This window comes from Ruegeria marina, from assembly GCF_900101475.1.
Classification (GTDB): Bacteria; Pseudomonadota; Alphaproteobacteria; order Rhodobacterales; family Rhodobacteraceae; genus Ruegeria_B; species Ruegeria_B marina.
The window spans coordinates 1-23767 of sequence record NZ_FMZV01000030.1 but is presented as its reverse complement, the minus strand read 5'-3'; the positions used below and the strand labels follow the sequence as shown (position 1 = coordinate 23767).

General features: G+C 61.2%; 26 protein-coding genes. 13 read left to right on the top strand and 13 right to left on the bottom strand.

All coding sequences use genetic code 11. The features are described from left to right. On the top strand, positions 1–267 hold a 267-nt coding region (locus BLT75_RS23170), incomplete at its 5' end, for an integrase core domain-containing protein (RefSeq protein WP_143028483.1). A 30-nt stretch (positions 268–297) separates the two neighbouring features. On the opposite strand, the gene BLT75_RS23165 is transcribed toward BLT75_RS23170, so the two are convergent. Beyond that, a complete protein-coding gene (locus tag BLT75_RS23165; RefSeq protein WP_093037921.1) occupies positions 298–1365 on the bottom strand; it encodes a helix-turn-helix domain-containing protein in 1068 nt (355 codons plus the stop codon). A gap of 114 nt (positions 1366–1479) precedes the next feature. Here BLT75_RS23165 and BLT75_RS23160 point away from each other — a divergent pair, with 114 nt between their 5' ends. The 10 genes from BLT75_RS23160 to BLT75_RS23115 all read left to right on the top strand — a co-directional run bounded on the left by BLT75_RS23160 (position 1480) and on the right by BLT75_RS23115 (position 10320). After that, the gene (locus tag BLT75_RS23160) at positions 1480–2238 is read left to right on the top strand and encodes a porin family protein (protein WP_143028652.1); all 759 of its coding nucleotides are present in this window, start codon (positions 1480–1482) and stop codon (positions 2236–2238) included. 61 nt (positions 2239–2299) lie between these two features. After that, positions 2300–2680 carry a hypothetical protein gene (locus BLT75_RS23155; protein WP_093037915.1) on the top strand — a complete coding sequence of 127 codons (381 nt, stop codon included), beginning with the start codon at positions 2300–2302 and terminating at the stop codon, positions 2678–2680. A 15-nt stretch (positions 2681–2695) separates the two neighbouring features. Further along, on the top strand, positions 2696–3007 hold the full coding sequence (locus BLT75_RS23150) for an HdeA/HdeB family chaperone (protein ID WP_093037912.1): 312 nt from the start codon (positions 2696–2698) through the stop codon (positions 3005–3007). An 82-nt stretch (positions 3008–3089) separates the two neighbouring features. Beyond that, positions 3090–4991 (top strand): DUF3604 domain-containing protein, encoded by a 1902-nt coding sequence (locus BLT75_RS23145; protein WP_176828225.1) that lies wholly within the window; start codon positions 3090–3092, stop codon positions 4989–4991. A 57-nt stretch (positions 4992–5048) separates the two neighbouring features. Continuing rightward, positions 5049–5261 (top strand): YMGG-like glycine zipper-containing protein, encoded by a 213-nt coding sequence (locus BLT75_RS23140; RefSeq protein WP_093037906.1) that lies wholly within the window; start codon positions 5049–5051, stop codon positions 5259–5261. Positions 5262–5308: 47 nt separating this feature from the next. Then, positions 5309–5677: a hypothetical protein gene (locus tag BLT75_RS23135; RefSeq protein ID WP_093037903.1), complete on the top strand. Its 369-nt coding sequence runs from the start codon at positions 5309–5311 to the stop codon at positions 5675–5677. A 282-nt stretch (positions 5678–5959) separates the two neighbouring features. After that, a complete protein-coding gene (locus tag BLT75_RS23130) occupies positions 5960–6328 on the top strand; it encodes an RcnB family protein (protein ID WP_143028651.1) in 369 nt (122 codons plus the stop codon). A gap of 49 nt (positions 6329–6377) precedes the next feature. Next, positions 6378–7439: a DUF1214 domain-containing protein gene (locus tag BLT75_RS23125; RefSeq protein WP_218129028.1), complete on the top strand. Its 1062-nt coding sequence runs from the start codon at positions 6378–6380 to the stop codon at positions 7437–7439. Positions 7440–7468: 29 nt separating this feature from the next. Then, on the top strand, positions 7469–8449 hold the full coding sequence (locus BLT75_RS23120) for a DUF1214 domain-containing protein (protein ID WP_093037897.1): 981 nt from the start codon (positions 7469–7471) through the stop codon (positions 8447–8449). 179 nt (positions 8450–8628) lie between these two features. Further along, positions 8629–10320: an alkaline phosphatase family protein gene (locus BLT75_RS23115; RefSeq protein WP_093037894.1), complete on the top strand. Its 1692-nt coding sequence runs from the start codon at positions 8629–8631 to the stop codon at positions 10318–10320. 29 nt (positions 10321–10349) lie between these two features. On the opposite strand, the gene BLT75_RS24680 is transcribed toward BLT75_RS23115, so the two are convergent. From BLT75_RS24680 to BLT75_RS23100, 3 genes are all read right to left on the bottom strand, one after another. Then, positions 10350–10727 (bottom strand): hypothetical protein, encoded by a 378-nt coding sequence (locus BLT75_RS24680; protein WP_218129025.1) that lies wholly within the window; start codon positions 10725–10727, stop codon positions 10350–10352. An 86-nt stretch (positions 10728–10813) separates the two neighbouring features. Then, a complete protein-coding gene (locus BLT75_RS23105; RefSeq protein WP_093037891.1) occupies positions 10814–11626 on the bottom strand; it encodes an SDR family oxidoreductase in 813 nt (270 codons plus the stop codon). Between the two features lie 10 nt (positions 11627–11636). Continuing rightward, positions 11637–12506: an SDR family NAD(P)-dependent oxidoreductase gene (locus BLT75_RS23100; RefSeq protein WP_093037888.1), complete on the bottom strand. Its 870-nt coding sequence runs from the start codon at positions 12504–12506 to the stop codon at positions 11637–11639. Positions 12507–12662: 156 nt separating this feature from the next. Between BLT75_RS23100 and BLT75_RS23095 the strand changes: the two genes are divergently transcribed. After that, a complete protein-coding gene (locus BLT75_RS23095; RefSeq protein WP_093037885.1) occupies positions 12663–13553 on the top strand; it encodes an AraC family transcriptional regulator in 891 nt (296 codons plus the stop codon). A gap of 461 nt (positions 13554–14014) precedes the next feature. Further along, positions 14015–14662 (top strand): IS110 family RNA-guided transposase, encoded by a 648-nt coding sequence (locus tag BLT75_RS23090; protein ID WP_093037882.1) that lies wholly within the window; start codon positions 14015–14017, stop codon positions 14660–14662. A 497-nt stretch (positions 14663–15159) separates the two neighbouring features. Here BLT75_RS23090 and BLT75_RS23085 read toward each other — a convergent pair whose 3' ends face one another. The 9 genes from BLT75_RS23085 to BLT75_RS23045 all read right to left on the bottom strand — a co-directional run. Next, positions 15160–16833 carry a BCCT family transporter gene (locus tag BLT75_RS23085; protein WP_093037930.1) on the bottom strand — a complete coding sequence of 558 codons (1674 nt, stop codon included), beginning with the start codon at positions 16831–16833 and terminating at the stop codon, positions 15160–15162. A gap of 28 nt (positions 16834–16861) precedes the next feature. Next, positions 16862–17260, bottom strand: coding sequence for a universal stress protein (locus tag BLT75_RS23080; protein ID WP_093037927.1), 399 nt, complete (start codon positions 17258–17260; stop codon positions 16862–16864). A gap of 133 nt (positions 17261–17393) precedes the next feature. After that, a complete protein-coding gene (locus BLT75_RS23075; protein ID WP_093037879.1) occupies positions 17394–18404 on the bottom strand; it encodes a methylenetetrahydrofolate reductase in 1011 nt (336 codons plus the stop codon). Further along, positions 18401–18979 (bottom strand): methylenetetrahydrofolate reductase C-terminal domain-containing protein, encoded by a 579-nt coding sequence (locus BLT75_RS23070; protein WP_093037876.1) that lies wholly within the window; start codon positions 18977–18979, stop codon positions 18401–18403. Before BLT75_RS23070 ends, BLT75_RS23075 begins: the two co-directional genes overlap by 4 nt. Positions 18980–19083: 104 nt before the next feature. Beyond that, positions 19084–20754: an acyl-CoA synthetase gene (locus tag BLT75_RS23065; protein WP_093037924.1), complete on the bottom strand. Its 1671-nt coding sequence runs from the start codon at positions 20752–20754 to the stop codon at positions 19084–19086. A 2-nt stretch (positions 20755–20756) separates the two neighbouring features. Beyond that, complete coding sequence (locus tag BLT75_RS23060) at positions 20757–21557, bottom strand: enoyl-CoA hydratase (protein WP_093034221.1); 801 nt, start codon at positions 21555–21557, stop codon at positions 20757–20759. A gap of 22 nt (positions 21558–21579) precedes the next feature. Continuing rightward, complete coding sequence (locus BLT75_RS23055; RefSeq protein WP_093034218.1) at positions 21580–22029, bottom strand: OsmC family protein; 450 nt, start codon at positions 22027–22029, stop codon at positions 21580–21582. 23 nt (positions 22030–22052) lie between these two features. Then, entirely contained in the window at positions 22053–23195 is a 1143-nt protein-coding gene (locus tag BLT75_RS23050) for a glycine cleavage T C-terminal barrel domain-containing protein (RefSeq protein WP_093034597.1), read from the bottom strand. A 161-nt stretch (positions 23196–23356) separates the two neighbouring features. Continuing rightward, on the bottom strand, positions 23357–23767 hold a 411-nt coding region (locus tag BLT75_RS23045), incomplete at its 5' end, for an Lrp/AsnC family transcriptional regulator (protein ID WP_143028586.1).

Genomic DNA, 23767 nt, shown 5'->3' with positions numbered 1-23767 from the left:
CAAACCCAGGGCAAGATCGAGCGCTGGCACCAGACCATGAAGAACCGCGTTCTGCTGGAAAACTACTTCCTGCCCGGCGAGTTGGAACGCCAGATCGGCGCCTTCGTCGACCACTACAACAACCACCGATATCACGAGAGCCTGGCAAACCTGACCCCGGCCGACGTCTACCATGGTCGCGGCGCGAAGATCCTGAAGATGAGAGAGGAGATCAAGAAACAGACAATCCGGCAACGCCGCTTGCAGCACCAAGCAGCTGCCGCTTAAACTTAAACAGAAACCGAACCAGAGCCTCCGTTACGAAACGGCCTGCGAAGTCCGAAAAACCCTGACGACGGACACATCTGGCGGTTGGGCTCGGCACAACGCCGAGTACTCCGCCGGCGTACAGCCAACGCTTCGGGAAAAGGCGCGTCGGAAGCTGTTGACTTCATGGTATCCTAGAGAAGCCGCGATAGACCGGGCGGACTGGTTCGTCTCCGCCAGCATCGCCTTCGCCCGTTCAATCCGGAAATCTGCGAATACCTTACGAAAGGTGTTGCCTTCCACCGCCAACTGCCTCTGCAGCGTACGTTTGCCCAAACCCAGCCAGGCTGTGACAGCATCTTCGCATGGGTTGCCTTCCATCACTGACTGCAACAGCGCCTCGCGCACGAGCCCCACCATCGTGCGTGGCGGGCCGTGGTTTATCATTTTGCGCAGATCTTTGAAAAGGACAGTGCGTGGCGCTTTCTCTGGACGGGGGTTATGAGTTTGCAGCTGATCCTTCAGGATAGCGATTCCAAGGAGTGGCTTTCCGTAGCGGACGGGGGCACCGAGGAGGTCCTCAAGCATCTCGTCACCAGTGAAACGTTTACCCGAGAGTTCCACCCATTCGGGATTCCATTCTTTACCGAGGAAATGGCGCACGAGATCGATGAGAAGAATAGACGTTCCCTCGTCGATGTGCCCCGCGCCCACAATCGAATGGATACCAGAACCGAATTGCAGGATAATGCAATCGCCCGCGTCGTGAAGGTTCACCGATGCACCCGATTGCAGATACGGAAGGGCTCGGATGCCTCTGGCGAACGCGATGTCGAGACGAGGGGCGCCAAGAACATAGCGGGCGTACAGACCGAGACCTTTATATCCGTACTGACTGACTATGTTCGGGCCGACGTGCCGCTCGCCGAGTTGACGAGCCAAGTGTTCGGCATATGCCGCCTGCAGCGCATAGGGAACGAAGATCGGCGGGCCCTCAACCATTCCCCGATTCAGTCCGATGGAGGCCAACGCCCTGTCGGTCACAGACGACGAGGCTATGTGATCGGTAGCTGAAATTACAGGGCGCCAAGAAAGGATGTTTTGAAGTGGGCGCAGCATAATCGTTGATTTTGGCGCAAAATGATCACCCTGTCAGCTGATATTCTTGATCTGGATCAAGTTTGCTCTCACTGCGGCATGTAGCCTTTCTGGATACACGAATCGGAGGGGGCCATGAATACTAAATTTGTTATTCAATCAGTCGTCGCAAGTGTCGGACTGACTATGGCTTTTGCCGGCACGCAGGCCGCAGCGCAGTCAGATTGGGAGTTCAATATCACACCATATGCGTGGATGTCCGGACTTAGCGGCGATCTTGGAACGGTGCCGGGACTGCCGTCACAGCCTGTTGACCTGTCGTTTGGGGATATCTTCGACGATCTGGATTATGGCCTTTTTCTATTATCCAGCGCCAGGAATGGGCCTTGGGTAATTTATTTTGACGGATCGCTGGTCAAGACCACGTCTGATGAGCAAATTGGCGGACCCATCGTTCAGGCCCTTCAGGTCGAGAGCAAGACCACAAATGCGGCACTATCTCTTGGTCGAACCGTATCGGTATCGCAGGACCATAATATCGATGTCTACCTTGGCGTAAGGTATTGGAAAATTGAAAATAATTTTGCAGTTAACACGGTCGGGCCGCTATTGAGATCGTCCTCCAGCGCGGATTGGGTGGATCCGATCATTGGAGTTGCAGGGCGATATCGCATCAATGATCGCTGGGTGCTTTTCGGAAGCGCCGATATCGGCGGCTTCGGTGTCGGATCCGATATGCAATGGTCCGTGCAAACAGGTGCAAATTACTCCTTTACCGACCGAGTCTCACTATCTGTTGGATGGCGCTACATGAGCGTCGACTATCAGGATAACGGCATTGTTTTCGATGTCTCTCAATCCGGTCCTCTGATCGGTGCGACATTTAAATTCTAGAGGGATTGCTGCAGGTGCCTCCAGGCTCGTGAGATCCCAAAATGCACAAGGGAAACTCCAGATGATGTTCAGAGCGTTGAGAGCGAGCCTTTTCAAGGGAACCGTTGTTGTCGCAACCCAATCAGCGATAGCGCTGACGGTTTCCTTCGCCGCGCCGGTGACCGCGCAAACGACTGGCAATCAGCAGAGATACGATCCGCCCTACTGCGAGGCTTACGCACGCGAGAAAGCGAGAGCCAACACAGGTGGGGTCGTGGGCGGGGCCGTCGCAGGCGCCGTCGGCGGTGCCGCCATCGGCCACATCGCAAAGGGGTCGTTGAAATACCGCCAGAAAGGAGCCGCGATAGGTGCCGTCGTGGGCGGAACAGCAGGGGCCGCCGACCGCGAGGCCCGGTTTCAGAAGTATTATCACGGGTGCTTGAACGGCGTCTTTTACAACTGAAGAAAGGGATATCAGATGCTCAAACTCAAAACTGGTCTAGCGCTGAGCTTCGCTTTTCTTGTGTCGGTACCATTTGGTGCGTTGGCGCAAAACACGGACAATGTGGTGCTGCAGATGGAAGAGTTTACCTGCAGGGATATGCTGGTCCGCAGCGGCTTCGAACGCGATTTCACGATTGCCTATATGCATGGCTACATGAGCGGCAAGCTGAGCGAAATTACATTCGATACGAACAAACTGACTCTCGCGACGGACGCCGTGCTCGATTACTGCATCTCGAAACCTGACGCATCTCTGTTGGCGGCTTTCGAAGAAGCGCGTGGATAAGTGTGCCACCAATCGTGATCGAAGCCAATCAGCACAGGCGACCAAGCGGTAGATAATCCTTATGATCGAAAGAGAAATTGACATGAAAAAGTATCTTACGACAACGGCAATTGTTCTTCTTGCAGGAAACTCATCCTTCGCGCAGGAACTCGTGGGAATAGCCCCCGATCCAGATGCCGAATATTCCCCCTACATCTCGCACGACTACCCCAATCAGGTCTTCTTCGGCGACACGCATCTACACACCGCCTACTCGACCGATTCGGCGCTCGTCGGCGCGACGACTACACCCGACGACGCCTACCGCTTCGCCAAGGGCGAGACGGTGACGTCGTCCAACGGGATCGAGGCACGGCTGCAGCGGCCGCTCGATTTCCTCGTCGTCGCGGACCACGCGGAGAATCTGGGGCTCGTTATCGCTCTCGAAGAAGAAAACGCCGAGGTGCTGGCGAACGACTGGGGCCGCGGGCTCTTTGAGGTGTTCGCCCCACGAACACCGGAAGCGCAAACCGAGGCATATCTATACTGGGCTGGCGCATTTACGCTTGGGGGAGAGGAGGCCGGTGACCCGCTGGCCGACACCTCTCTCCATGAAACGATGTGGCAGCGCATGGTCGAAGCCGCAGAACGTCACAACGATCCCGGCGCCTTCTCGGCTCTGATCGGCTACGAGTGGACGTCCGGTCCGAACGGCAACAACCTGCACCGTGTCGTCATGATGCGCGACGGCAAGGACGCGGCCGAACAGGTCGTGCCGTTCAGTTCGTACGACAGCGAAAACCCCGAAGACCTTTGGGACTGGATGGAAGGCTACGAGGAAACCACAGGCGGTCGGATCATGTCCATTCCGCACAATGGCAACCTCTCCAACGGGTTGATGTTCGACGACCGGACGTTCGATGGCGACGCCCTCGACACCGCTTATGCCGAGCGTCGGATGCAATGGGAGCCGGTCTACGAGGTCACGCAGATCAAGGGCGACGGCGAGGCGCATCCAATGCTTTCGCCGGACGACGCCTTCGCCGACTATGGCACCTGGGACACCGGCAGCTTCGGCCCCGAACTCAAGAAGCCAGAGATGCTGCCCCGCGAATATGCGCGCGAGGCCCTGAAGCGCGGTCTCGCATATTCGGAAAGCATCGGTGCGAACCCGTTCAAGTTCGGTATGATCGGATCGACGGACTCGCATACGGCGCTGGCGACCACCGGAGACGACAACTTCTTCGGCAAGGTCTCGGTGGTAGAGCCGACGGCCGATCCTGTGCGCTTCGAGGAACAGATCACGGGACTCGCGACGCCAGACGATCCGTCCGACGATATCGTCCACGCGCAGGCCCTCGCCTCGGGCCTCGCCGCCGTCTGGGCGCGGGAGAACACGCGCGAAGCGATCTGGGACGCCTTCGCCCGCAAGGAAGTCTTTGCCACCACCGGGACGCGCCTGCGCGTTCGCGTCTTCGCCGGCACCGATTTTAGTCCAGATGACCTCGAACGATCTGACTTTGCTGCGCACGGCTATGCGAACGGCGTGCCAATGGGAGGCGACCTGACGGGGGTGACCGAGGCCCCGAAGCTGCTGATCCGGGCCTTGCGCGACCCAGATGCCGCCAATCTGGACCGCGTTCAGGTCATCAAGGGTTGGCTGGATGCCAACGGGGAAACGCAGGAGCGAGTTTATGACGTGGCCTGCGCGGATGCACGCGCCATTGTGGACGACGCGTGCGAGGGTGCCGTCGGCAACACAGTGGATGTAGCGACCGCCACCTACAGCAACTCCATCGGCGATCCGTTTCTCGAAGCCTTCTGGGAAGATCCGGACTTCGATCCTGCGCAGCGCGCCTTCTACTACGTCCGTGTCCTCGAGATCCCGACACCACGCTGGACGACCTACGACGCCGCGTTCTTTGGCATCGACTTGCCGGAGGGCGTGGAGCCCACCCACCAGGAACGCGCTTACACCTCGCCGATTTGGGTGACGCCGGGCTGAAGACGGGTTCGGTTGGCCCGTCACGGAGTGCCAGAGTTTTGAAACGGAGGAAGAAAGATGTATAAAGTCAGACCTATAGCGGCAGTTACTCTCTCCTTGGCAGTGGTTCTTGGCCTAGCGCTGTCAGGCCCTGCAGAGGCGGACCGGAAGCGCAATCAGAACACGATGACAGGCGCAATCATCGGGAGCGGGGTGGGATACCTCGTCGGCGGAAGCAAGGGCGCAACCGCAGGAGCGGTGGTCGGCGCAATCGCCGGTTACAACAAGTGACGCATCGTCTGCGACGTGAGTTGCTCTAGACATCTTGGGAGGGCAAAATGCACAATATTATCAAGATAGCCGCAGTGGCCGCAGTGGCGTTAACCGCTTCGAGTGCCAGCGCGCAGATGGACGCGGAGATGAGTCGGATCCTCGACGCCGCCATGCCTTACATGCATCACAGCTGTGAGAGTGTGCTCGCAAACTACGGCGAAGACGAGAACCAGGTGGCAGAGATCGTGCGCCTGATGGTTGCAGTGTCGCTGTTCAACCGTGAATATAACATTGAGGCGATGTTCCCAGACGAGACAGAGCGCGCCACACTGAAGGACAAGTTCACTGCCGCGCTCGAGGAGAAGTGCGAGGCGGATCCCAACACCTTGCTCGCCGGTGCTGTCGACGCGGCAGTGGAAGATGCCGTCCATTGAGGACACTTGTCCTCACTCGTTCAAGTGTCCTGTGTAAGGGAAGTGTCCAGCGGGGTCGGGCACGGGGCGAGAGATCGAACCGAAATCCTGGTTTCGAGGGAGAACTTGTTCCCGATAACCGGGAAGGGGTGCCGGATTTATCCTCGTACCGGCACCCCGACAACCACAATTTGAGTCCTTCCGGGTTAGCACGCGTCAAAGTGAACGCATCGATGGCACCAGACTGCAACCATGAAGGAAGAGGCATCATGAAGAGAGAAGGGTTATGAGGGTAGAAGCATCATGAAGCAATTAACCACCCTATCGGTCACTTTCGCAATTTTCCTTGCCGCAATGGTAGGGCATGCGGTTGCCGACAACACCAAGCCTGGCAAAGGGAGCGGAAACTCTGCCGCCAAGGGCAGCGCGACACCTCCGGGACTCGCCAAGAAGCCACTCGGCCTTCCGCCCGGACAGGCAAAGAAGATCTACCGCTCGGGTGAACAACTTCCCAGCGGCTACAAATGGATCACCGATTACGGCCGATGGCGCTTGCCAACACTGCTCCCCGGCCAAGGCTATGTCCGCTACGACAACGAAGTCTACCGGGTCTATCGCGACACTGCCGTGGTGATCGAAGCCATCGGCATCGTCTCCGATCTTTTGCGGTGAAGCGGAGCGCCCCATTCTCCGACCATTCCTCAAGGAAAGCGAATTCAAGATGAAACTGCGAAGTGTCACTCCCTTTCCGCTTGGCCTCGCCGTCGCGACGGCGTTCTCCAGCTTGGCCGTGGCGCAATCGCCTGCGGACATGCTGGACGCCATCCTCGATAGCCGGGAGATCCCTGTCACCGTGGACAATTTCGTGCGCGCGGCGACGAACATCGAGTTCGGCAAGTATCTCGCCCTGAGCGGTGGCGTGAACACCCTGATCCACGTCCGCGAGCCGACGCCCGTGGAGCGGCAGCCCACGATCCGGATGAACCGCGACACGCTCTACAGCATGGCCGTCATCGACATCAGCGAGGGCGCGACCCTGACGCTGCCGGACACGGGTGAGCGGTACATCTCGGCGCAGATTGTCAATCAGGACCACTTCATGAACGAGGTCTTTGTCGGAGGCGGAGCCCACACGCTCGACTTGGACACGTTCGAGACGCCTTACGTCGTTGCGATCATCCGGACGCTGGTCAATGCCGGCGATCCGGACGACGTGGCGGCCGTCCATGCCCTGCAGGATGCAATCACGCTGGAAACCGGCTCGTCTAAGCCCTTTGTGCCTCCGAACTACGACAGGGAGAGCTTCGACGCCGTCCTGAAGGCTGCGATTGAACTTGGCCGACACGCCACCGACAGTTCCCGGACATTCGGGCCAAGTGGTGAGGTCGAACCGATCAGGCATTTCCTTGGCGCAGCGATCGGATGGGGCGGGCTTCCGGACCAGCAGGCCCTCTACCTCAATGTCGAGCCGGGTCTACCCGTCGGGGAATATCGGATCGACGTGCCCGCCGATGTGCCGGTGGACGCCTTCTGGTCGATCAGCCTCTACAACGCAGACGGGTTCTACGAAGAGAACGTCCTCGGCGCCTACAACATCAACAGCGTGTCGGGAGCACGCAACGACGACGGCTCGATGACGGTTCACCTTGGTGGCTGCGAAGACGGCCGCGCCAATTGCCTGCCGATCATGGCGGGATGGAACTACACCGTTCGGCTTTACGAGCCCGGTGCCGAGATTCTCGACGGAAGCTGGGTCTTCCCGACTGTCCAACCCGTGAATTGAAAGGGAAACCCGTGATTAGGAAACTCGTGATGATCGCCTTGCTGATGCCCTCGGTCGCGCCGGCTCAGGATGTCACTGTCGAAAACCTGATCCGTGCCGAGACCGACACCATGATCAGGGGCAGCCTGGCCGCCAATGGCGCCAATGTCGGAGAGCTCGCGCATTTCCGCCAACCGACCATCCCCGGCAACCAGCCGGTCATCCGGATGAATCAGGACACGCTGTATTCAGCGCTGGTTGCAGATCTCTCCGAGCCGCTGGAGATCACGCTGCCCGAGGTCGGCGGGCGCTATCAATCCATGCATGTGATCAACCAGGATCACGACATGTTCGTCGAGGCCGAGCCCGGCACCTATCGTCTCACCGAGGAAGACGTCGGCACCCGCTTCGCCTCGATAAGCTTTCGGACATTTGTCGACGTCACCGATCCCGACGACATCGCGGCCGCACACGCGGCACAGGACGCCATCGTGGTCAGCGGCGGCAGCAGCGGCCCTTTCGAGGCGCCCGAATGGGATCTCGAGAAGCTGGAAGTGGCACGCAAGGCGGTCAACGATCTCGCCACGCTTGGCTTCGAGGCGACCTATGCCTTCGGCCGCAGGGAGGACACGCAGCCCGTTGCGCGTCTGATCGGTGCGCTGTCCGGCTGGGGTGGGTTACCGCGCACCGCGGCCTCTTACGTCATCGCCAGCGTCCCGCAGAACGATGGGGAAACCCCCTACACCGTGACCGTGGCCGACGTCCCCGTGGACGCCTTCTGGTCGGTCACCGTCTACAACTCCGATGGCTATCTCGAGGCCAACGACCTCGGCGTAAACAGTTACAACAACGTTACCGCCAAGCCGAACGAGGACGGCTCCTTCACACTCCATTTCGGCGGATGCGACGACGAGCGGGTGAACTGCATCCCGATCACCCCCGGTTGGAACTATGCCGTCCGGATGTACCAGCCGCGCACCGAAATCCTCGACGGAACCTGGCGCTTTCCGAGCCTCGAGATCGCGGGGTGAAGGCAGGCTGGCACCGGGCCGTGCTACAGGTCGGCGGGCATAAGCCGAATGGCAGGGCCGGATTGTTCCCGCAACGGCACGGACAGGCCTGTGGTCGAAGCCGGTGTCGGGATTTCGTCAGATGGCGGAGCGCGCACGGCTGGGCGTTGCGCCGCAAACCTATCGAAGGGACATGCACCATGACACGCCGCTTTCCGATCGTCGGTCTCGCGATGTTGCTCGCGACGCTTTCCTCCCATGCCTCGGCGGAGGAGAAGCCGCGCCTGATCCTGCAGATCACCGTGGACCAGCTTCGCGGTGACCTTCCCGGCCGATATTCCGACCGGTTCGGCCAAGGAGGCTTCCGATATCTGCTGGAGGAAGGTGTCCACTACACCGACGCCCATCACGGACATGCCAATACCGAGACCGTCGTAGGCCACACGACGCTCGCGACAGGGGCCCATCCTGCCGCCCATGGCATGGTGGGCAATTTATGGTTCGACCGCACTCTCGGCCGCACCATCTACAACATTGAAGATCCCGACTATCGCTTGCTGACATCGGGCGCGGGGGTCGATGCGGACACCGAGATCGACCCCACGCAGAAGGCGGCTGTAAGCGAGGGCCGGTCTCCGCGAACGATCCTGACGACTACCTTCGGAGACGAATTGTCCGTGGCGACGGCGGGCCTGGCCAAAGTCTTCGGCGTTTCGGTGAAGGACCGGGGTGCGGTGTCGATGGCGGGTCACAGCGGCAAGGCGTTCTGGTTTTCCAAGTCCGCCGGCGAATTCGTGACTAGCACCTTCTATTACGACGCATATCCAGACTGGGTTGTGGAGTGGAACGCGAAGGGGTTGCCGCAGAGCCATGGCGGCACAGCGTGGGACCTCTTGCACCCCGGCTCGACTTACATTTTCGGCGACCGGGACGACCAGCCATGGGAGGCCGACTTCGCTGGCTTCGGGGGGACATTTCCCCACCAGCTCGGACCGGCAGACGGCAAGTACTTCACGACATTGCTGACTCTAACCCCGGCGGCAGACGAGATCACGGCAGATTTCGCCAAGACACTTATCGACAGGGAAAATCTCGGGGACGACGAGATCACCGACTTTCTGGGGGTGAGCTTTTCGGTCACCGACTATGTCGGACATTTCTTTGGCCCGTCGAGTCTCGAGGCAGAAGACAACCTCCTTCGTCTCGACCGGACGCTGGGGGACCTATTTTCCTTCATAGACCGGGAAATCGGGCTGGACCGGACCCTGATCGTGCTGTCGGCGGATCATGGGGCGCCCGAAGCCCCGGGATTTCTCGAGGAAATCGGCGGGCTGGGCGGTTACGTCTCACACGATGAATGGGAGGCCGACGCGGCGATCGCTCGGGTCAAGGAGCGGTTCGGCATCACGGGCGCGCTGATCGAGGGATACGATCATCCCTATCTCAACCTCGCGGACGAGGTTCGGGTGAAGCCCGACATCGACCGCGCCGACCTTGAGACGGCGATTGCCGAGGAACTCGCCGGGTTTCCCGGCGTGGCGTATGCGCTGCCGAGTTCCCGTCTGAGAGAGGGCGCGTTCCCGGAGAACGCACTGACGCGAGCGGTGTTGAATAACTATCATCCCGACCGGTCGGGCGACATTTATGTCGTGTTCAAGCCGGGCTGGTTCATCAACGAGATGGATGGGCTGTCGGCGACGGTGACGCACGGCTCTCCGTGGAGGTACGACACCTTTGTGCCGATCTTTTTCGCGGGTCACGGCATAGAGCCCCGGAGAGTCTCGCGCCGCGTCCATACTGTCGACGTGGCACTGACCCTTTCCAAGATCGCCGGAACGCCCCCGCCCTCCGGTGCCGCGGGCGAGGTTCTGAAGGAAGTCGTGGGGGAATGATGGCATCGCAATGTAGCCAGCTTGCGGCGTCAGCGCACAAGCTGAATGAGGGCGCTATTATCATCGGCGTTGATCTGGCTCGGCCCGCGCGTGAAATGCATCGCGCCGACTAGCAATGTTAGTTGCTGTGCTGGACGAAGTCTCGATTGTAGCTCTGAATATTTCGATAGCAATCTCGACTGAACCGGTTGACTTTGGATCGGGATGCGTGCCCGCAAGATCGTGATCTGGGCCTTCAGCAGTCTCAGTTGCGCGTTGTGCCGAGGCATGAAGAACTGGTTCAGGAAGACCAGAAGGAGGGATATGGTCGAATTCATCTTGCCGGGCTCCACCACGGCCTTAAAAAATGCCGCTATCCCGTCATCTCCGCCACTTTTCGCGACCGGGATGAACTTGCGCTTGACCAACGCCGGCTTGGTGGCGGGCTGTTCAAACCGGGCTCGGAGCCTTCTGGCTCGCCAACTCCGATGTTTGATTGCCCAGCAGGCTGACGTTAGCTCCCCATCAGGTCCTTGATCCTGCCTATGAAAGACTCGTCGTCCTCGGCCTTTCGGTCGTCGAGCAACACCTCGGCATCGGCGCCCGCGCGGAAGCGTAGGCGGTCTCCGGTCTCGTTCACAGCCTGCCAGATGACATCTGCGACGACCTCGGGGGCGGAAGGGTCCGAGGCCAACTTACCGAACAACCGACCCATGGCCTCAGCTGTCTGGCCATAGTCCGATAGCGTCTCATCCATGGCGAAGTCGAAGGACCGGCCGCCGAAGTCCGTCTTGATCATGCCCGGCTCCACGATCCGCACGCGGATGCCAAGCGGCTCCAGCTCGTAGTGTAGGGCCTCGGACAGGCCTTCGACGGCGAACTTGGTGCCGTGGTAGAGCGTTCCGAGCGGGAAGGTGATCTGCCCGCCGATGGACGAGATGTTGACAATGGTGCCCGAACGGTTCGCTCGCATGTGCGGCAGTACCGCCTTCGTTGTCTCCAGAAGGCCGATCACATTGGTGTCGAACTGGCGGCGGATGCGCTCCGTAGAGAAGGCCTCGAGCGCACCGTAGGCGCCGTAGCCGGCGTTGTTCAGGAGCACGTCGATCCGGCCGAACCGGGCGATGCCTTCGGCCACGGCGGCGGTGATGGCGCCAGTGTCGGTCACGTCCAGCCGGGTGACATGAACGTTGTCGAGCGCCGCCAGGTCGCTCCCGGCAGCCGGATCGCGCATGGTGGCGATGACGTTCCAGCCGTCGGATTGGAACCGCAGGGCTGTTGCCTTGCCGATGCCGGAGGAGGCGCCGGTAATCAGGATGGTCTTCATGTCGCTCTCCTCAGGCGTTCAGGTCCAGCATCCGCTCGATGCCGAAATTGGTCAGGACGGTGCGCGTCACGTCGTGTAGCACGTCGTTGTAGCGCTCGATCTCGGGGCCGACGCCGGTGTGATCGACCACCGTGCGGAAAGGTTTCTGTCCGTGAGGCATGTCGAGCAGCGCAACCACCGCCTCGGAGACCCGCTCAGGGCGCTGGGCGGGTGTGGCCTCCAGCATCTGGGCAAGGCCGGCCGCCGACATCGCCGGAACCTGCGCGAACTTGCCGTAGCCGGCCTCGCGCTCGGAATCACTGGGGGCCACCATCCCGTCGAAGAAGGCCGTCGGCATTGCGCCGGGCTCGATGATGCAGGACTCGATGCCGAAGCCCGAAAGCTCCGTCCGGTAGCATTCCACCACGGCTTCCAGCGCCCATTTCGACGCCGAATAGGTGCCGTAGAAGGGCGTGGTGATCCGGCCGATCAGGCTGGAAGTGTAAAGGACTGTGCCACGTCCCTGCGCGCGCATGTGCGGAAGCGCGCCGCGCATTACCCGCTGCACCCCGGTCACGTTCACGTCGAAGACGCGGGTCATATCCTCGGGCGACATCAGTTCCTGGATGCCGTAGGACCCGATCCCGGCATTATTGAACAGGACGTCGACGCCGCCGAGCAACGCTATGGCTTCGGCCACACCGGCTTCGGTGCTGGCGGTGTCCGTGACATCCATCTCGACGATCTTGGCACCGGCGGCCTCAAGTTCCGCGACCGTCTCGGCGTTTCGCCCCTCGCGGCTGCGCACGCTGCCCGCGACCTCGTGCCGGTTCTCCAGAAGCGCCAGCGCTGTGGGCTTGCCGAAGCCGCCGGCTATCCCCGTGATCAAGATCTTGGCCATGGTCGTCCTCCTTGTTCACTGATCGGTCGATCCTAATACACTGGTCACCGCCAATCTTTCACGATTGGCCATATTTCTTGCCTGATCCTCCAAGTATGGAAATTTTCGCATAAAAAGACGGATATCCTGTGCTAGACGGAACGCAAGGAGAAAGCCGTGGCCAGCGAAGCCCTCTTGCATCAGGTATCGGCGTTGCTCGACCGGGAAGAACCGGCACAAGGCGCGCTCACACATGGCCCCAGCGGCCTGCATTTCCTGCGGTTTTCCGCGCCGACCGGGCAGGACGCGACTGTCTACCGGCCGCTCCTGTGCCTCGTTCTGCAAGGCGCGAAGGAGGTGGGAACGAGCAAAAGGACCCTACGCGTCGCTGACGGGCAATCCCTTGTCGTCAGCCATGCCCTGCCTGTCGTCTCGCGCATCACGGAGGCCGCGCCGGATCGCCCCTACATCGCGCTGGTCTTCCCGATCGACCTCGACCTCCTGCGCAGCCTAGCCGCCGACGTGGCACCGGCCCGCGCCCCGGGGCAGTTGGACCCGTTCTCGATCTCGCTCGGTCAGACCGATCTCGAGATGGAGGAGGCGCTTCTGCGCTATCTCCGGCATTGCGAGTGCGATGAGGCGCGCCGCCTGCTGGGGCCTATCACGGCGCGCGAAATCCATGCCCGGCTCCTTTTGGGTCCCCATGGCGAACTGTTGCGCAAGCTGCTCTGGCACGAGACGACGGCCAGCCGCATCTTTCAGGCCACGCGCGAGATCCAGTCGGACCTGGCCCGCCCGTTTGTGGTTGGTGATCTTGCGGATCGGGCCGGCATGAGCAGTTCCGCCTTCTTCGAGCATTTCAGGGCGGTGACGGGCACCTCGCCGCTGCAATACCAGAAGGATCTGCGCCTCCTCCGCGCGCGGGAGACCTTGCGCAGTTCGAACGCAAAAGTGTCCGAGGTCGCGTTCGGGGTCGGATATGAGAGCTCGGCTCAGTTCTCGCGGGAATACGCCCGAAAATTCGGCGCGCCTCCAAGACGAGATCGCGACCTCCTTGCTGCAGAATAGTCCTGGGTCGTCAACGTTTTGATTTGGATTGCAGTTGCTTCTTGTGCAGATGGCCGGCTCAAACGAATAAAAAACTATTTAAAGCAATTGCTTATTTGGTAGAGAACGTTGGGTCCAAGTTCCATCGGCTCCGCCACTTGCCCTCAACAACTGTTTCTCCGCTTGCGAGTCTGCCCGGAAATTCTTTCTGTTTTCGAGGGTTGTAGCGATTGGGCTATTCACCTCGATCTGCTGAAATAGGCCGAAACCCGTTCTCTAAGGCCCAAATTCTCTGGGCTGATGATTGCACCGATTTGGTGAATTACTTGTAAGTCACTGGCAAAATTTGATTTTTCGAGGGCTCAAGCTAAACACTTCGACCTCAGTGGCGCTCAACCAGAAAAGATCAGACATGTTCACCGCTCGTTTTCGAGCCGTGAATCACGATGCTAAGCTGAAATCAATGGGTCCTGACCCTACTGATGCGGCAGCGCACGATGATCCTCAACGCGATCCGGGCACACCTGGCAGAATTCGGGATGATCTCCGCGCAGGGACCACGGAAGGTTGTCGAACTGGTCCGGCGCTTGAGCGACCCTGGCGGCGGGCTGAATCTGCCAGCCCTCGCTCGGTCGGCGCTTTTGTCGCTGGCCGCGCAGCTCCAGACCTTGGCCGCAGAGATCGGCAAGATCGAGCGTCAACTGACGGCATGGCATCGGCAGAGCCAGGCGAGCCAGCGGCTCGAGACGATCCCGGGCGTAGGCATCATCACCGCCACGGCGCTCGCGGCCAGTGTGCCGGATCCGTCTGTCTTTCGGTCCGCCCGTCAGTTCGCGGCCTGGCTCGGTCTCGTGCCGCGGCAGAACTCGTCGGGCGGCAAGGAGCGATTGGGGTGCGTGTCCAAGATGGGAAACGGCTACCTGCGTCGATTGCTGGTCGTCGGTGCCACCTCGGTGACGCAGCGCGCGGAGACAAACAGTACACGGACCGGCGTCTGGGTCAGATCGCTCCTTGAGCGCAAACCCAAGCGGCTCGTGACCGTGGCCATCGCCAACAAGACCGCCCGAACCGCCTGGGCGTTGCTGGTGAAAGGCGAGATCTACAGAGTTAAACCCGCGATCCAGGCATAGGAGGAACACAAGCGGCGATCTTGCACCGCCGCGAAGAATGCAAGGGCAGAAGAGAGTGATGATGATCGAACGGGCCGCTGCCGGGACACCCCGAGGTGCTGTCAGGGCATAACAGCTCGATAGTCTGATTGGGACCCAGCACGCGGACTTCATCAGGGCCAGCGGTCATATGCACCGCGCGCACAGGCCGGACACATGACCGCACCCCGAATGATCATTCTCAGATCAGATCAACCCTTGCGTAAACGGAGTCGTCCACACATGACAGCACCAATTCGAGTGTTATTGCAGTGTGGGTCTCTGGTCCATCGGGGCTCGCGGCGACGAAATATCAGGCCGCACAAGAAAGCAGGAAATACGTCAGAAATCGTAATCGCCGAACCAGACCCAACCAGGCAGTTGCAATCAGCCGCGGTCCATATGCGTCCACAAATGACAACTCCCGCGTGTCGGTCGCTTGGAATTTCGGGGCGGCGAGAGGCCGCCCCGATGGGTCTTCAGCGCGCCTCATTCAGCAGGCCGCGGACAATGGCGTAGCACGCACCCAGTAAGACGATCGTGAACGGCAGGCCTGTGGACACCGCCATGGCCTGCGACGCGGCCAGGCCACCGCCCAGCAACAGCGCTATTGCCACCAACCCCTCCGAGATCGTCCAGAACACCCGTTGCGGTGTCGGGGCGTTCACCTTGCCGCCCGCTGCTACGGCGTCGATCACAAGCGAGCCCGAGTCCGACGATGTCACAAAGAAGACGATCACAAGGATGATGCCCACGAGCGAGGTCAACCCGGTCAGCGGCAGTTGCGCCAGCATCTCGAACAACTTCAGTTCCAGCGCAGCGTCCTGCACACCGGTGAAGCCGTCATTCACAAGTTGGTCAATGGCGGTGCCGCCCATGGCCGTCATCCAGATCACCGACAGGATCGTTGGTACGATCAGCACGGCGATCAGAAATTCGCGCACCGTGCGGCCGCGGCTGACGCGGGCGATAAACATGCCGACAAACGGCGACCAGCTGATCCACCACGCCCAGTAGAACGCGGTCCAGCCCGAGGCGAAATTGGCGTCCTCGCGCTGGAAGGGCATCGATAGCGCCGGCAGATATTCTCCATAGGCTATGAGGTTCGAGAAAACGCCGCTGATGATCTCCATGGTCGGGCCAAAGGCAATGACAAAGAACAACAGGATGGCTGCGAGCGCCATGTTGATCTCGGAAAGCCGCTTGACGCCTGCATCAAGGCCCGCAACGACCGACACCAACGCCACCGCCGTGATCGCGATGATCAGCGTGATCAGTATGGTATTGGACGTCGACAACCCGAACAAGAAGTTCAGACCTGCCGCGGACTGTTGCGCACCGATACCCAACGATGTTGCCAGACCGAAGATCGTAGAAAAGATCGCGAGGATATCGATGATGTGGCCTGGCCAGCCCCAGACACGCTCGCCGAAGATCGGATAGAAGCACGAGCGGAGCGTCAGCGGCAGCCCCTTGTTGTAAGAGAACAGCGCCAGTGCAAGTGCAACCACTGCGTAAATTGCCCAAGGGTGCAGGCCCCAGTGGAAGATCGTGGCGGCCATGCCCAGCCGGGCGGCCTCGGCAACGTCGCCTTCGGCGCCGCCCAGCGGCGCCCAGTCGGTGCGAACGCCGTCCTCGCCGACCGAGATACCGCCCATGGCGCTATCAAAATGGCTCATTGGCTCGGATACGCCGTAGAACATCAGGCCGATACCCATGCCCGCCGCGAACAGCATCGAAAACCATCCGACGTAGCTGAAAGATGGTTCCGCTTCGGGTCCGCCAAGGCGCACCTTGCCCAGGGGCGAGAAGATCAGGAAAAGGCTCAGCAGCACGAAGATGTTTCCCGATAGCAGGAAAAACCAGTCGAGATTACCGGTTAGCCAACCACGCAATCCTATGAAAGCGGGCTCCAGTTCCTCGTGGAAGGCCATCGTGAGGAAAGTGAACGCCAGGACTCCCAGTGCCGACACAGTGAACACGACCTGGTGGATGTCGAATTCCAGCTTCCAAGAGCTGGCGATATTGTCGCGCCCGATCTCGTAGTCGGTCTCGATGATCTCGGTACGGCCTTCGGGCGCCGGAATGGCCACGACTTCGGTCTGCACGGTTAGATCGACATCCGCTTCGGTGCTTGGGTTTTCGTTTCTCATATTTTCCTCCACCTTATTTTTTTGCACTTCAGCGCACGACGAAGACAGAAATGTCTGCATGCGACGCCATCTTGCCCCCGTGGGACGGCCAGATTGCGTTCAATGCGTTGGGGATATGCGAAGCCATCACGACGAGGTCGGCTTCGACGTCTTTGACGGCGTCGAGGAGAATGGCGTCGAGTTGAGCGGTCGGGTCATGCGCAACGTAGGTTTTCGATTGCGCGCCGTGCGGTAGGCCCTCGCCAAGTCGCTGGGCCAAAGCCGACAGTTTTTCCTCGAACTCGGCCGGATTGTGGGCAGACACTCCCGGAAGCTCCGATGTCACACCGACGATTGTCAGCTTGGCTCCGAACTGTACCGTGAGTGCCAGTGCGGTTTCGATCGCCTTTCCCATGCGGTCTGCATGTTCAAGGTCTATTGGGAGCATGATATGCTTATACCACACGTAGTTCTCCTCCTAGGTTTCTGACCTGTTCAAATCAGGTCGTGTTCCAGTCTTTTCATTGTTTTGAGATCCCCAGAATGCCTGCCGTTTCGATGGCATTCCGAGCGACGTCCCTTTAGTCGGTGCCGGGTGTCCGGCTCCTCTCCGGCACCCTCCCTTTCAACACTCCCGACTCCGCGACGATTTCCGAAACCTCGTGCTCGCGGCGGTAGGCCATGACATGGACCCCGGCGACGCCCGGGATCTCGCGGATCTGCTGCATCAACTCGACGCAGAGGCGCTTGCCCTCTTCGGCGGGTTTCGCGGATTTTTCGATCCGCTCGATCACCGCGTCGGGAATGTGAATGCCTGGCACGTTGCTGCGCATCCACCGTGCGGCCCTTGCCGAGGCGAGGGGACCGACGCCGGCCAGGATGAACACGCGACGTTCGAGCCCCATATCGCGCACTCGCGCCATGAAGCGTTCGAACACGGGCACATCGAAGATGTAGTTTGTCTGGATGAATTCGGCGCCTGCTTCGACCTTTTTCGCAAGCCGCTCAGGCCTCCAGTCGAGCGGTTCGACGCAGGGATTTTCGGCCGCGCCAAGGAACATGCGCGGCGGGCTGGTGATCCGACGGCCGGAAAGGAAGGTGCCCTGATCCCGCATGGTACGGATCGTGCGCAGCAGCGAGAGCGAGTCGAAGTCGAACACCGGCTTGGCGCCCGGCTGGTCGCCGACGCCGACCCCGTCGCCGGTCAGACACAGCACGTTTCGCACCCCCATCGCAGCGGCGCCGAGGACGTCGCCTTGGATCGCGATCCGGTTCCGATCGCGGCACGAGATCTGGTAGATCGTGCCGTGACCCGCACGGGTCAGCAATGCGCAGATGCCGATCGACGACATGTGGCAGTTGGCGCCCGAGGCGTCGGTCGCATTGATCGCATCGGCCACCTCGGCGAGCGGCCGCGCCGCCTCGAAGACGTCGGCCGGATCGGCGCTGTCCGGCGGATTCAGCTCCGCCGTCACCGCGAAGTGGCCGCTGCGTAGCACACGCTCGAGCCGACTGCCCGAGACGTGGCCAGGCGGCGGTTCGTCGTAGGACGGCAGCCGGGGTTCGAATTCGAGCTGCTGATCTTCGCTCATCGCTTACTTCCTGCTTGATTGGCCGCGGGCGGCTCTGGTGCGAGGGGCGCAACGGCCGGCTCGTGCGCGCGGGCATCGGGGAATGCCTTGGCGATGGTGGTGCGCGACGCCTCCCGGGCCTCGCGCAGCCTTGCGGCCTTTTCGCGGCTGACCCTGAGCCACGAGGACGAACCCTCGAGGCTGCGATCCACGGGCGGCTGAACGTCGCGGATCTTGCTGCCCTCCTTCATCCGCGCGGCGCCGTCCCATGCCAGGACCCAGACGCAGCGCATTTGCGGCTTCACCTCGCAATAGCCGCCAGGACGGACGCCGCCGCAGGGGCCATTGCGAAGCTGCTTCGGGCAGTTCATCGGGCAGGACATTCCCGTCGAAGACAGCACGCACTGGCCACACATCTTGCAGTCGAACAACAGCCCCTTGGTCACCCTTTCGACCGCGGCAATCGGGCGTTCGATGCGCCCATAGCCGACGCGAGCAAACAACGGATCGAGCGCGACCATAGTGGTTTCGAGCCGGGCATAGAGCCATTCGAAAGCCCTGGAATGACGGACGGCGAACAGACGAATCCGGTACATGGAGATCACCTCACTTCAGGGTCGGGCCGCGCAGGAGCGCGACCGCTTAGGGGCCGGTCGACCGGCGCGGTTCCGCGGTCGTGCTTAACGCGTCGGTTCCCCACCTATTTCGTCCCGGTTGCTGGCGCTAAAGCGTCGGATCGGCCGGCCGAAAGCTTTGTTGCCTGCTCGCGCAGGGTAAATTTCTGGATCTTTCCTGTCGAGGTTCTGGGTATTGCGGTGAACACGAATCTGCCCGGAACCTTGTAGGGAGCAAGCTGTTCGCGGCACCAGGCGCGCAAGGCTTCGGTATCGGCCTGCTGCCCCTCGGCCAGTTCGACGAAGGCGCAGGGCGTTTCGCCCCATTTTTCGTGGGGCATGGCGACGACAGCCACGACGGCGACGGCCGGATGGCGATAGAGCGCCTCTTCGACCTCGATCGACGAGATATTCTCCCCGCCCGAGATGATGATGTCCTTCGATCTGTCCTTGAGCTGGATATAGCCGTCTGGATGCATGACACCCAGATCACCCGAATGGAACCAGCCGCCGGCAAAGGCTTTCCCGGTGGCTTCGGGGTTTCGGAAATAGCCCTTCATCACCACGTTGCCGCGGAACATCACCTCGCCCATGGTCCGGCCATCGCGCGGCACCGGCAGCATGGTTTCGGGATCGAGCACGTCGAGCCCTTCCAGCGGCAGGTAGCGCACACCCTGGCGCGCCTTGAGCGCCGCCTGTTCGGGCTTGGGCAGGTCGGACCAGGTTTCGTGCCAGTCATTGACCACTGCCGGGCCGTAAGTTTCGGTCAAGCCGTAAAGATGTGTCACGTCGAAGCCGGCTTCTTTCATGTCGGCCAGCAGCTTTTCGGGCGGCGGGGCGGCGGCGGTAAAGAACTGCACGGTCCGGTCGAGCTGGCGCTTTTCCGCCTCCGGCGCCGAGATCATCAGCGACATCACGATCGGCGCGCCGCACAGATGGGTGACACCCTCGTCCGCGAGTGCGTTCCAGATCGGCGCGGCCCGCACCTGCCGCAGGCAGACATGGGTGCCGATGATCGCCGACAGGGTCCAGGGGAAACACCAGCCGTTGCAATGGAACATCGGCAGGGTCCACAGATAGACCGCGTGTTTGCGCATCGAGGTGGTCAACGCATTGCCTTGCGCCAGCAGATAGGCGCCGCGGTGATGCGAGACCACGCCCTTGGGATCGCCCGTGGTGCCCGAGGTGTAGTTGATCGAGATCGCGTCCCATTCGTCCTGCGGCATCAGCCAGGCATAGTCGGGGTCGCCGCCGGACAGAAAAGCCTCGTAATCCCCTGCTTCGACCTCGACGCGCGCACCGTCATATTCGGGGTCGTCACACTGGATCACCAGCGGGGACACCTCGGCCAGGGCCAGCGCCTCCTGCATAAGCGGCATGAATTCGCTGTCCACGATCACCACTTTCGACATCGCGTGATCCAGCTGGAACGCGATGATGGCCGCATCGAGCCGAGTGTTGATCGAGTGCAGCACGGCACCGCACATCGGCACGCCATAATGGCATTCCAGCATGGCCGGTGTGTTGGGCAGAAGCGCCGACACCGTATCGCCGCGCCCGATCCCTTGCCCGGCCAGGGCCGAGGCCAGCCGCCGCGAACGGGCGTAGAACTCGGCATAGCTGCGCCGCAAGGCACCATGCACGATGGCGACATGATCGGGAAAGACGCTGGCAGCCCGTTCGAGGAACGTCAGTGGCGTCAGCGGCTGGTAGTTTGCCGGGTTGCGGTCGAGACCGGTGTTATAAGGATTGGCCATGTTCAGGCATCCTGCCATTGGGGGCTGCGTTTTTCGATGAAGGCGCCGATACCTTCTTCGGCGTCGCGGGCCAGCATGTTCTCGACCATGACGCGGGTGGCGTAATCGTAAGCCTCGCCCAGGGTCATCTCGCGCTGCGCATAGAAGGCGCGCTTGCCGGTGGCGAGCGTCATGCTGGACTTGGCCGCGATTTTCCCGGCGATTTCCAGGGTGGTTCCGCGCAGCGCCTCGGGCGATACCACCCGGTTGACCAGACCGATCTCGGCAGCGCGGGCAGCGGGCGTCATGTCGCCGATCAGCAGCATCTCCATCGCGTGCTTGTTGCCGACATTGCGGGACAGGGCGACCATCGGGGTCGAACAGAACAGGCCGATATGCACGCCCGGCGTGCTGAACTGCGCGGTATCCGCCGCAACCGCCAGATCGCAGCTGGCGACCAGCTGGCAGCCCGCCGCCGTGGCAATCCCCGCGACCTCGGCAATCACCGGTTTGGGGCAGGTGATGATCGCCTGCATCGTGTCCGAGCACATCCCCAGGATCCTGGTGAAATAGGCCCGCCCGCGGTCGGGACCGGCCCGGCCGGCGGTCATTTCCTTGAGGTCGTGACCGGCGCTGAAGGCGGGTCCGTTCGCGGCCAGGATGATGACGCGCACCGCCGGATCGGCCCCGGCCTCGGCGAAGGCCGTGCCAAGCCGGGTCAGCATCGCCTCGGACAGGGGATTGCGCCGGGCGCCGTCATTCAGGGTCAGGCGCAGGATGCCCTTGTCATCCAGATCGTGCAGAAGGATATCGTCGGCTTGCATTGGTGGCGTTCCTTGGACGGGGTTACAGGATGTTGACGTCGACACTGTCGGCGAGCGTGTTGGCGATGAAGCAGTAGCGATGCGCGCGGTCCTGCATCTGGTCCATTTCCTCGTCGCCGACCTGAAAGCCGGTGTCGAAGCGGACCACCGGGTGCAGGTCAATGCGTGTCACCGACATTTGCCCCCGAGGGTTCTTGCCCAGGTGGGCGACCGCGTGATCGTGATAGCTGGCGACCGGCCATCCGGCCTTGGCCGCCAGCGCCAGGAAGGTCATCATGTGGCAGCTCGACAGGGCCGCGGCCAGCGCCTGCTCGGGATTGGTGTTGGCCGGATCGCCGCCCCAATCCGGGGCGGCATCAGCCATGACATCGAAGCTGCTGTTGTACTGCACCATGTGCTCGGCCGAATAGGCGCCCGGCTTCAACTCGGGCGTGGTGCGGTGCCAGTGCAACTGGATGGAAAGGTCAGACATCTCGCGTGTCTCCCGTTTTCCGCTCAGGCCACGGCCAGCGATTTCTTGGGGTCGTAGAAGGGGACTTCCACAACCGTGGCGCGGACCGGTCCGGACGCGGTGACGACTTCCAGTTCGGTGCCGATCCCTGCGTTGTCGACAGAAACCATCGCCAGGGCGATGTTCTGCTCCAGGCGCGGCGAATAGATCGCGGATGTGACCTTGCCCACCGGTTCGCCATTCCGGTTGATCGCCCAGAACGTGGTGTTCGGCCCCTTCAGCGGCTCGCCGCCGATGACCAGGCCCACCTGCTTGCGGCTGACACCCTGTTCCTTGATGCGGCGCAGCGCGGCCTTGCCGATGAAGTCGGCTTCCATGTCCAGGTTGATCAGCCGGTCAAAGCCCAGTTCGAACGGGTTGGTGTTGATATCGGCATCGGCATGGTAGGACAGCATGCCGCCCTCGATCCGGCGGATCGACGAAGTATGGCCCGGCTGCAGGTTGAACGGCTTGCCCGCCGCCATGATCTTTTCCCACAGCTCGTCGCCGCGCGATCCGTCCTGCAGGTAGAGCTCGTAGCCCAGCTCGCTCGACCAGCCGGTGCGCGACACGATCAGCGGAATGCCGTCCAGTTCGACCGCGCGCAGCCAGTAGTATTTCAGATCCATGATGCTTTCGCCGAACAGCGCACGCATGATCTCGCCCGATTTCGGACCCTGCAACTGCAGGGGCGAGACATCGGGTTCGCCAATCTGCACATCCATGCCCGAATGCACCGCCACACCCTGCGCCCAGAGCAGGATGTCGCTGTCGGCCAGCGAGATCCAGAAGTGGTTTTCCGCCAGCCGCAGCAGGATCGGGTCGTTCAGGATGCCGCCGTCGGCATTGGTGATCAGGATGTACTTGCACTGGCCCACGGCCATTTTCGAAAGATCACGCGGGGTGAGCATCTGCACGAACTTCGCGGCGTCGGGCCCGGTGATCTCCACCTGGCGCTCCACCGCCACGTCGCACAGGATCGCGTCGTTCACGAGGTTCCAGAAGTTCTGTTCCGGATCGCCGAAATCGCGCGGGATGTACATGTGATTGTAAACCGAGAACCCCTTGGCACCCCAGCGCACGGTGGCGTCGAAATAGGGAGATTTGCGGATCTGTGTGCCGAACCCGAAGCCGTCTGATTTCATCATTTCTTTCACCCTTTGCACCGCCGGGCCGGTCAGCCGCGGACTGTTTTGAACTGGGTGAGAATTACTCGCACAGACGGGCCGGGCGTGGACTGAAAACAGGCCTTGGAGAGACCAAACGGACTGATGTCCGACAGGCCGGCAGACTTTTCAGACGGGTTTCGTCATTTGCCGGATTTGGCCGCCAATCGGGCAAGATTCGGCTGGGCGGATTTGACATGGCGCGTCACGATGTAGGTCATGTAGCGGTCAATCCCAAGTTCGGCCGCAAGCAGGGTTTCCATCAACTCCTGAAAAACCGCCAGGTTCGGGGTGAATACCTGGAGGACATAATCCATGCCGCCGCCGGTGGCGATGCATTCCGTGACCTCGTCCAGCGCCCGAATATGGCCCTCGAAGCGGTCGAAATCAGACTTGCGGTGATGTGTCAGCGAAACCGTCACGACGACCTGGGTGAAATCGCACACGCGATCAAGCGCGATATCCGCATGATAGCCGCGTATGAAACCCCCGGCCTTCAATCTTGCAAGGCGGGCCAGACAAGGCGTCGGCGACAAATTGACAATCTCCGCCAG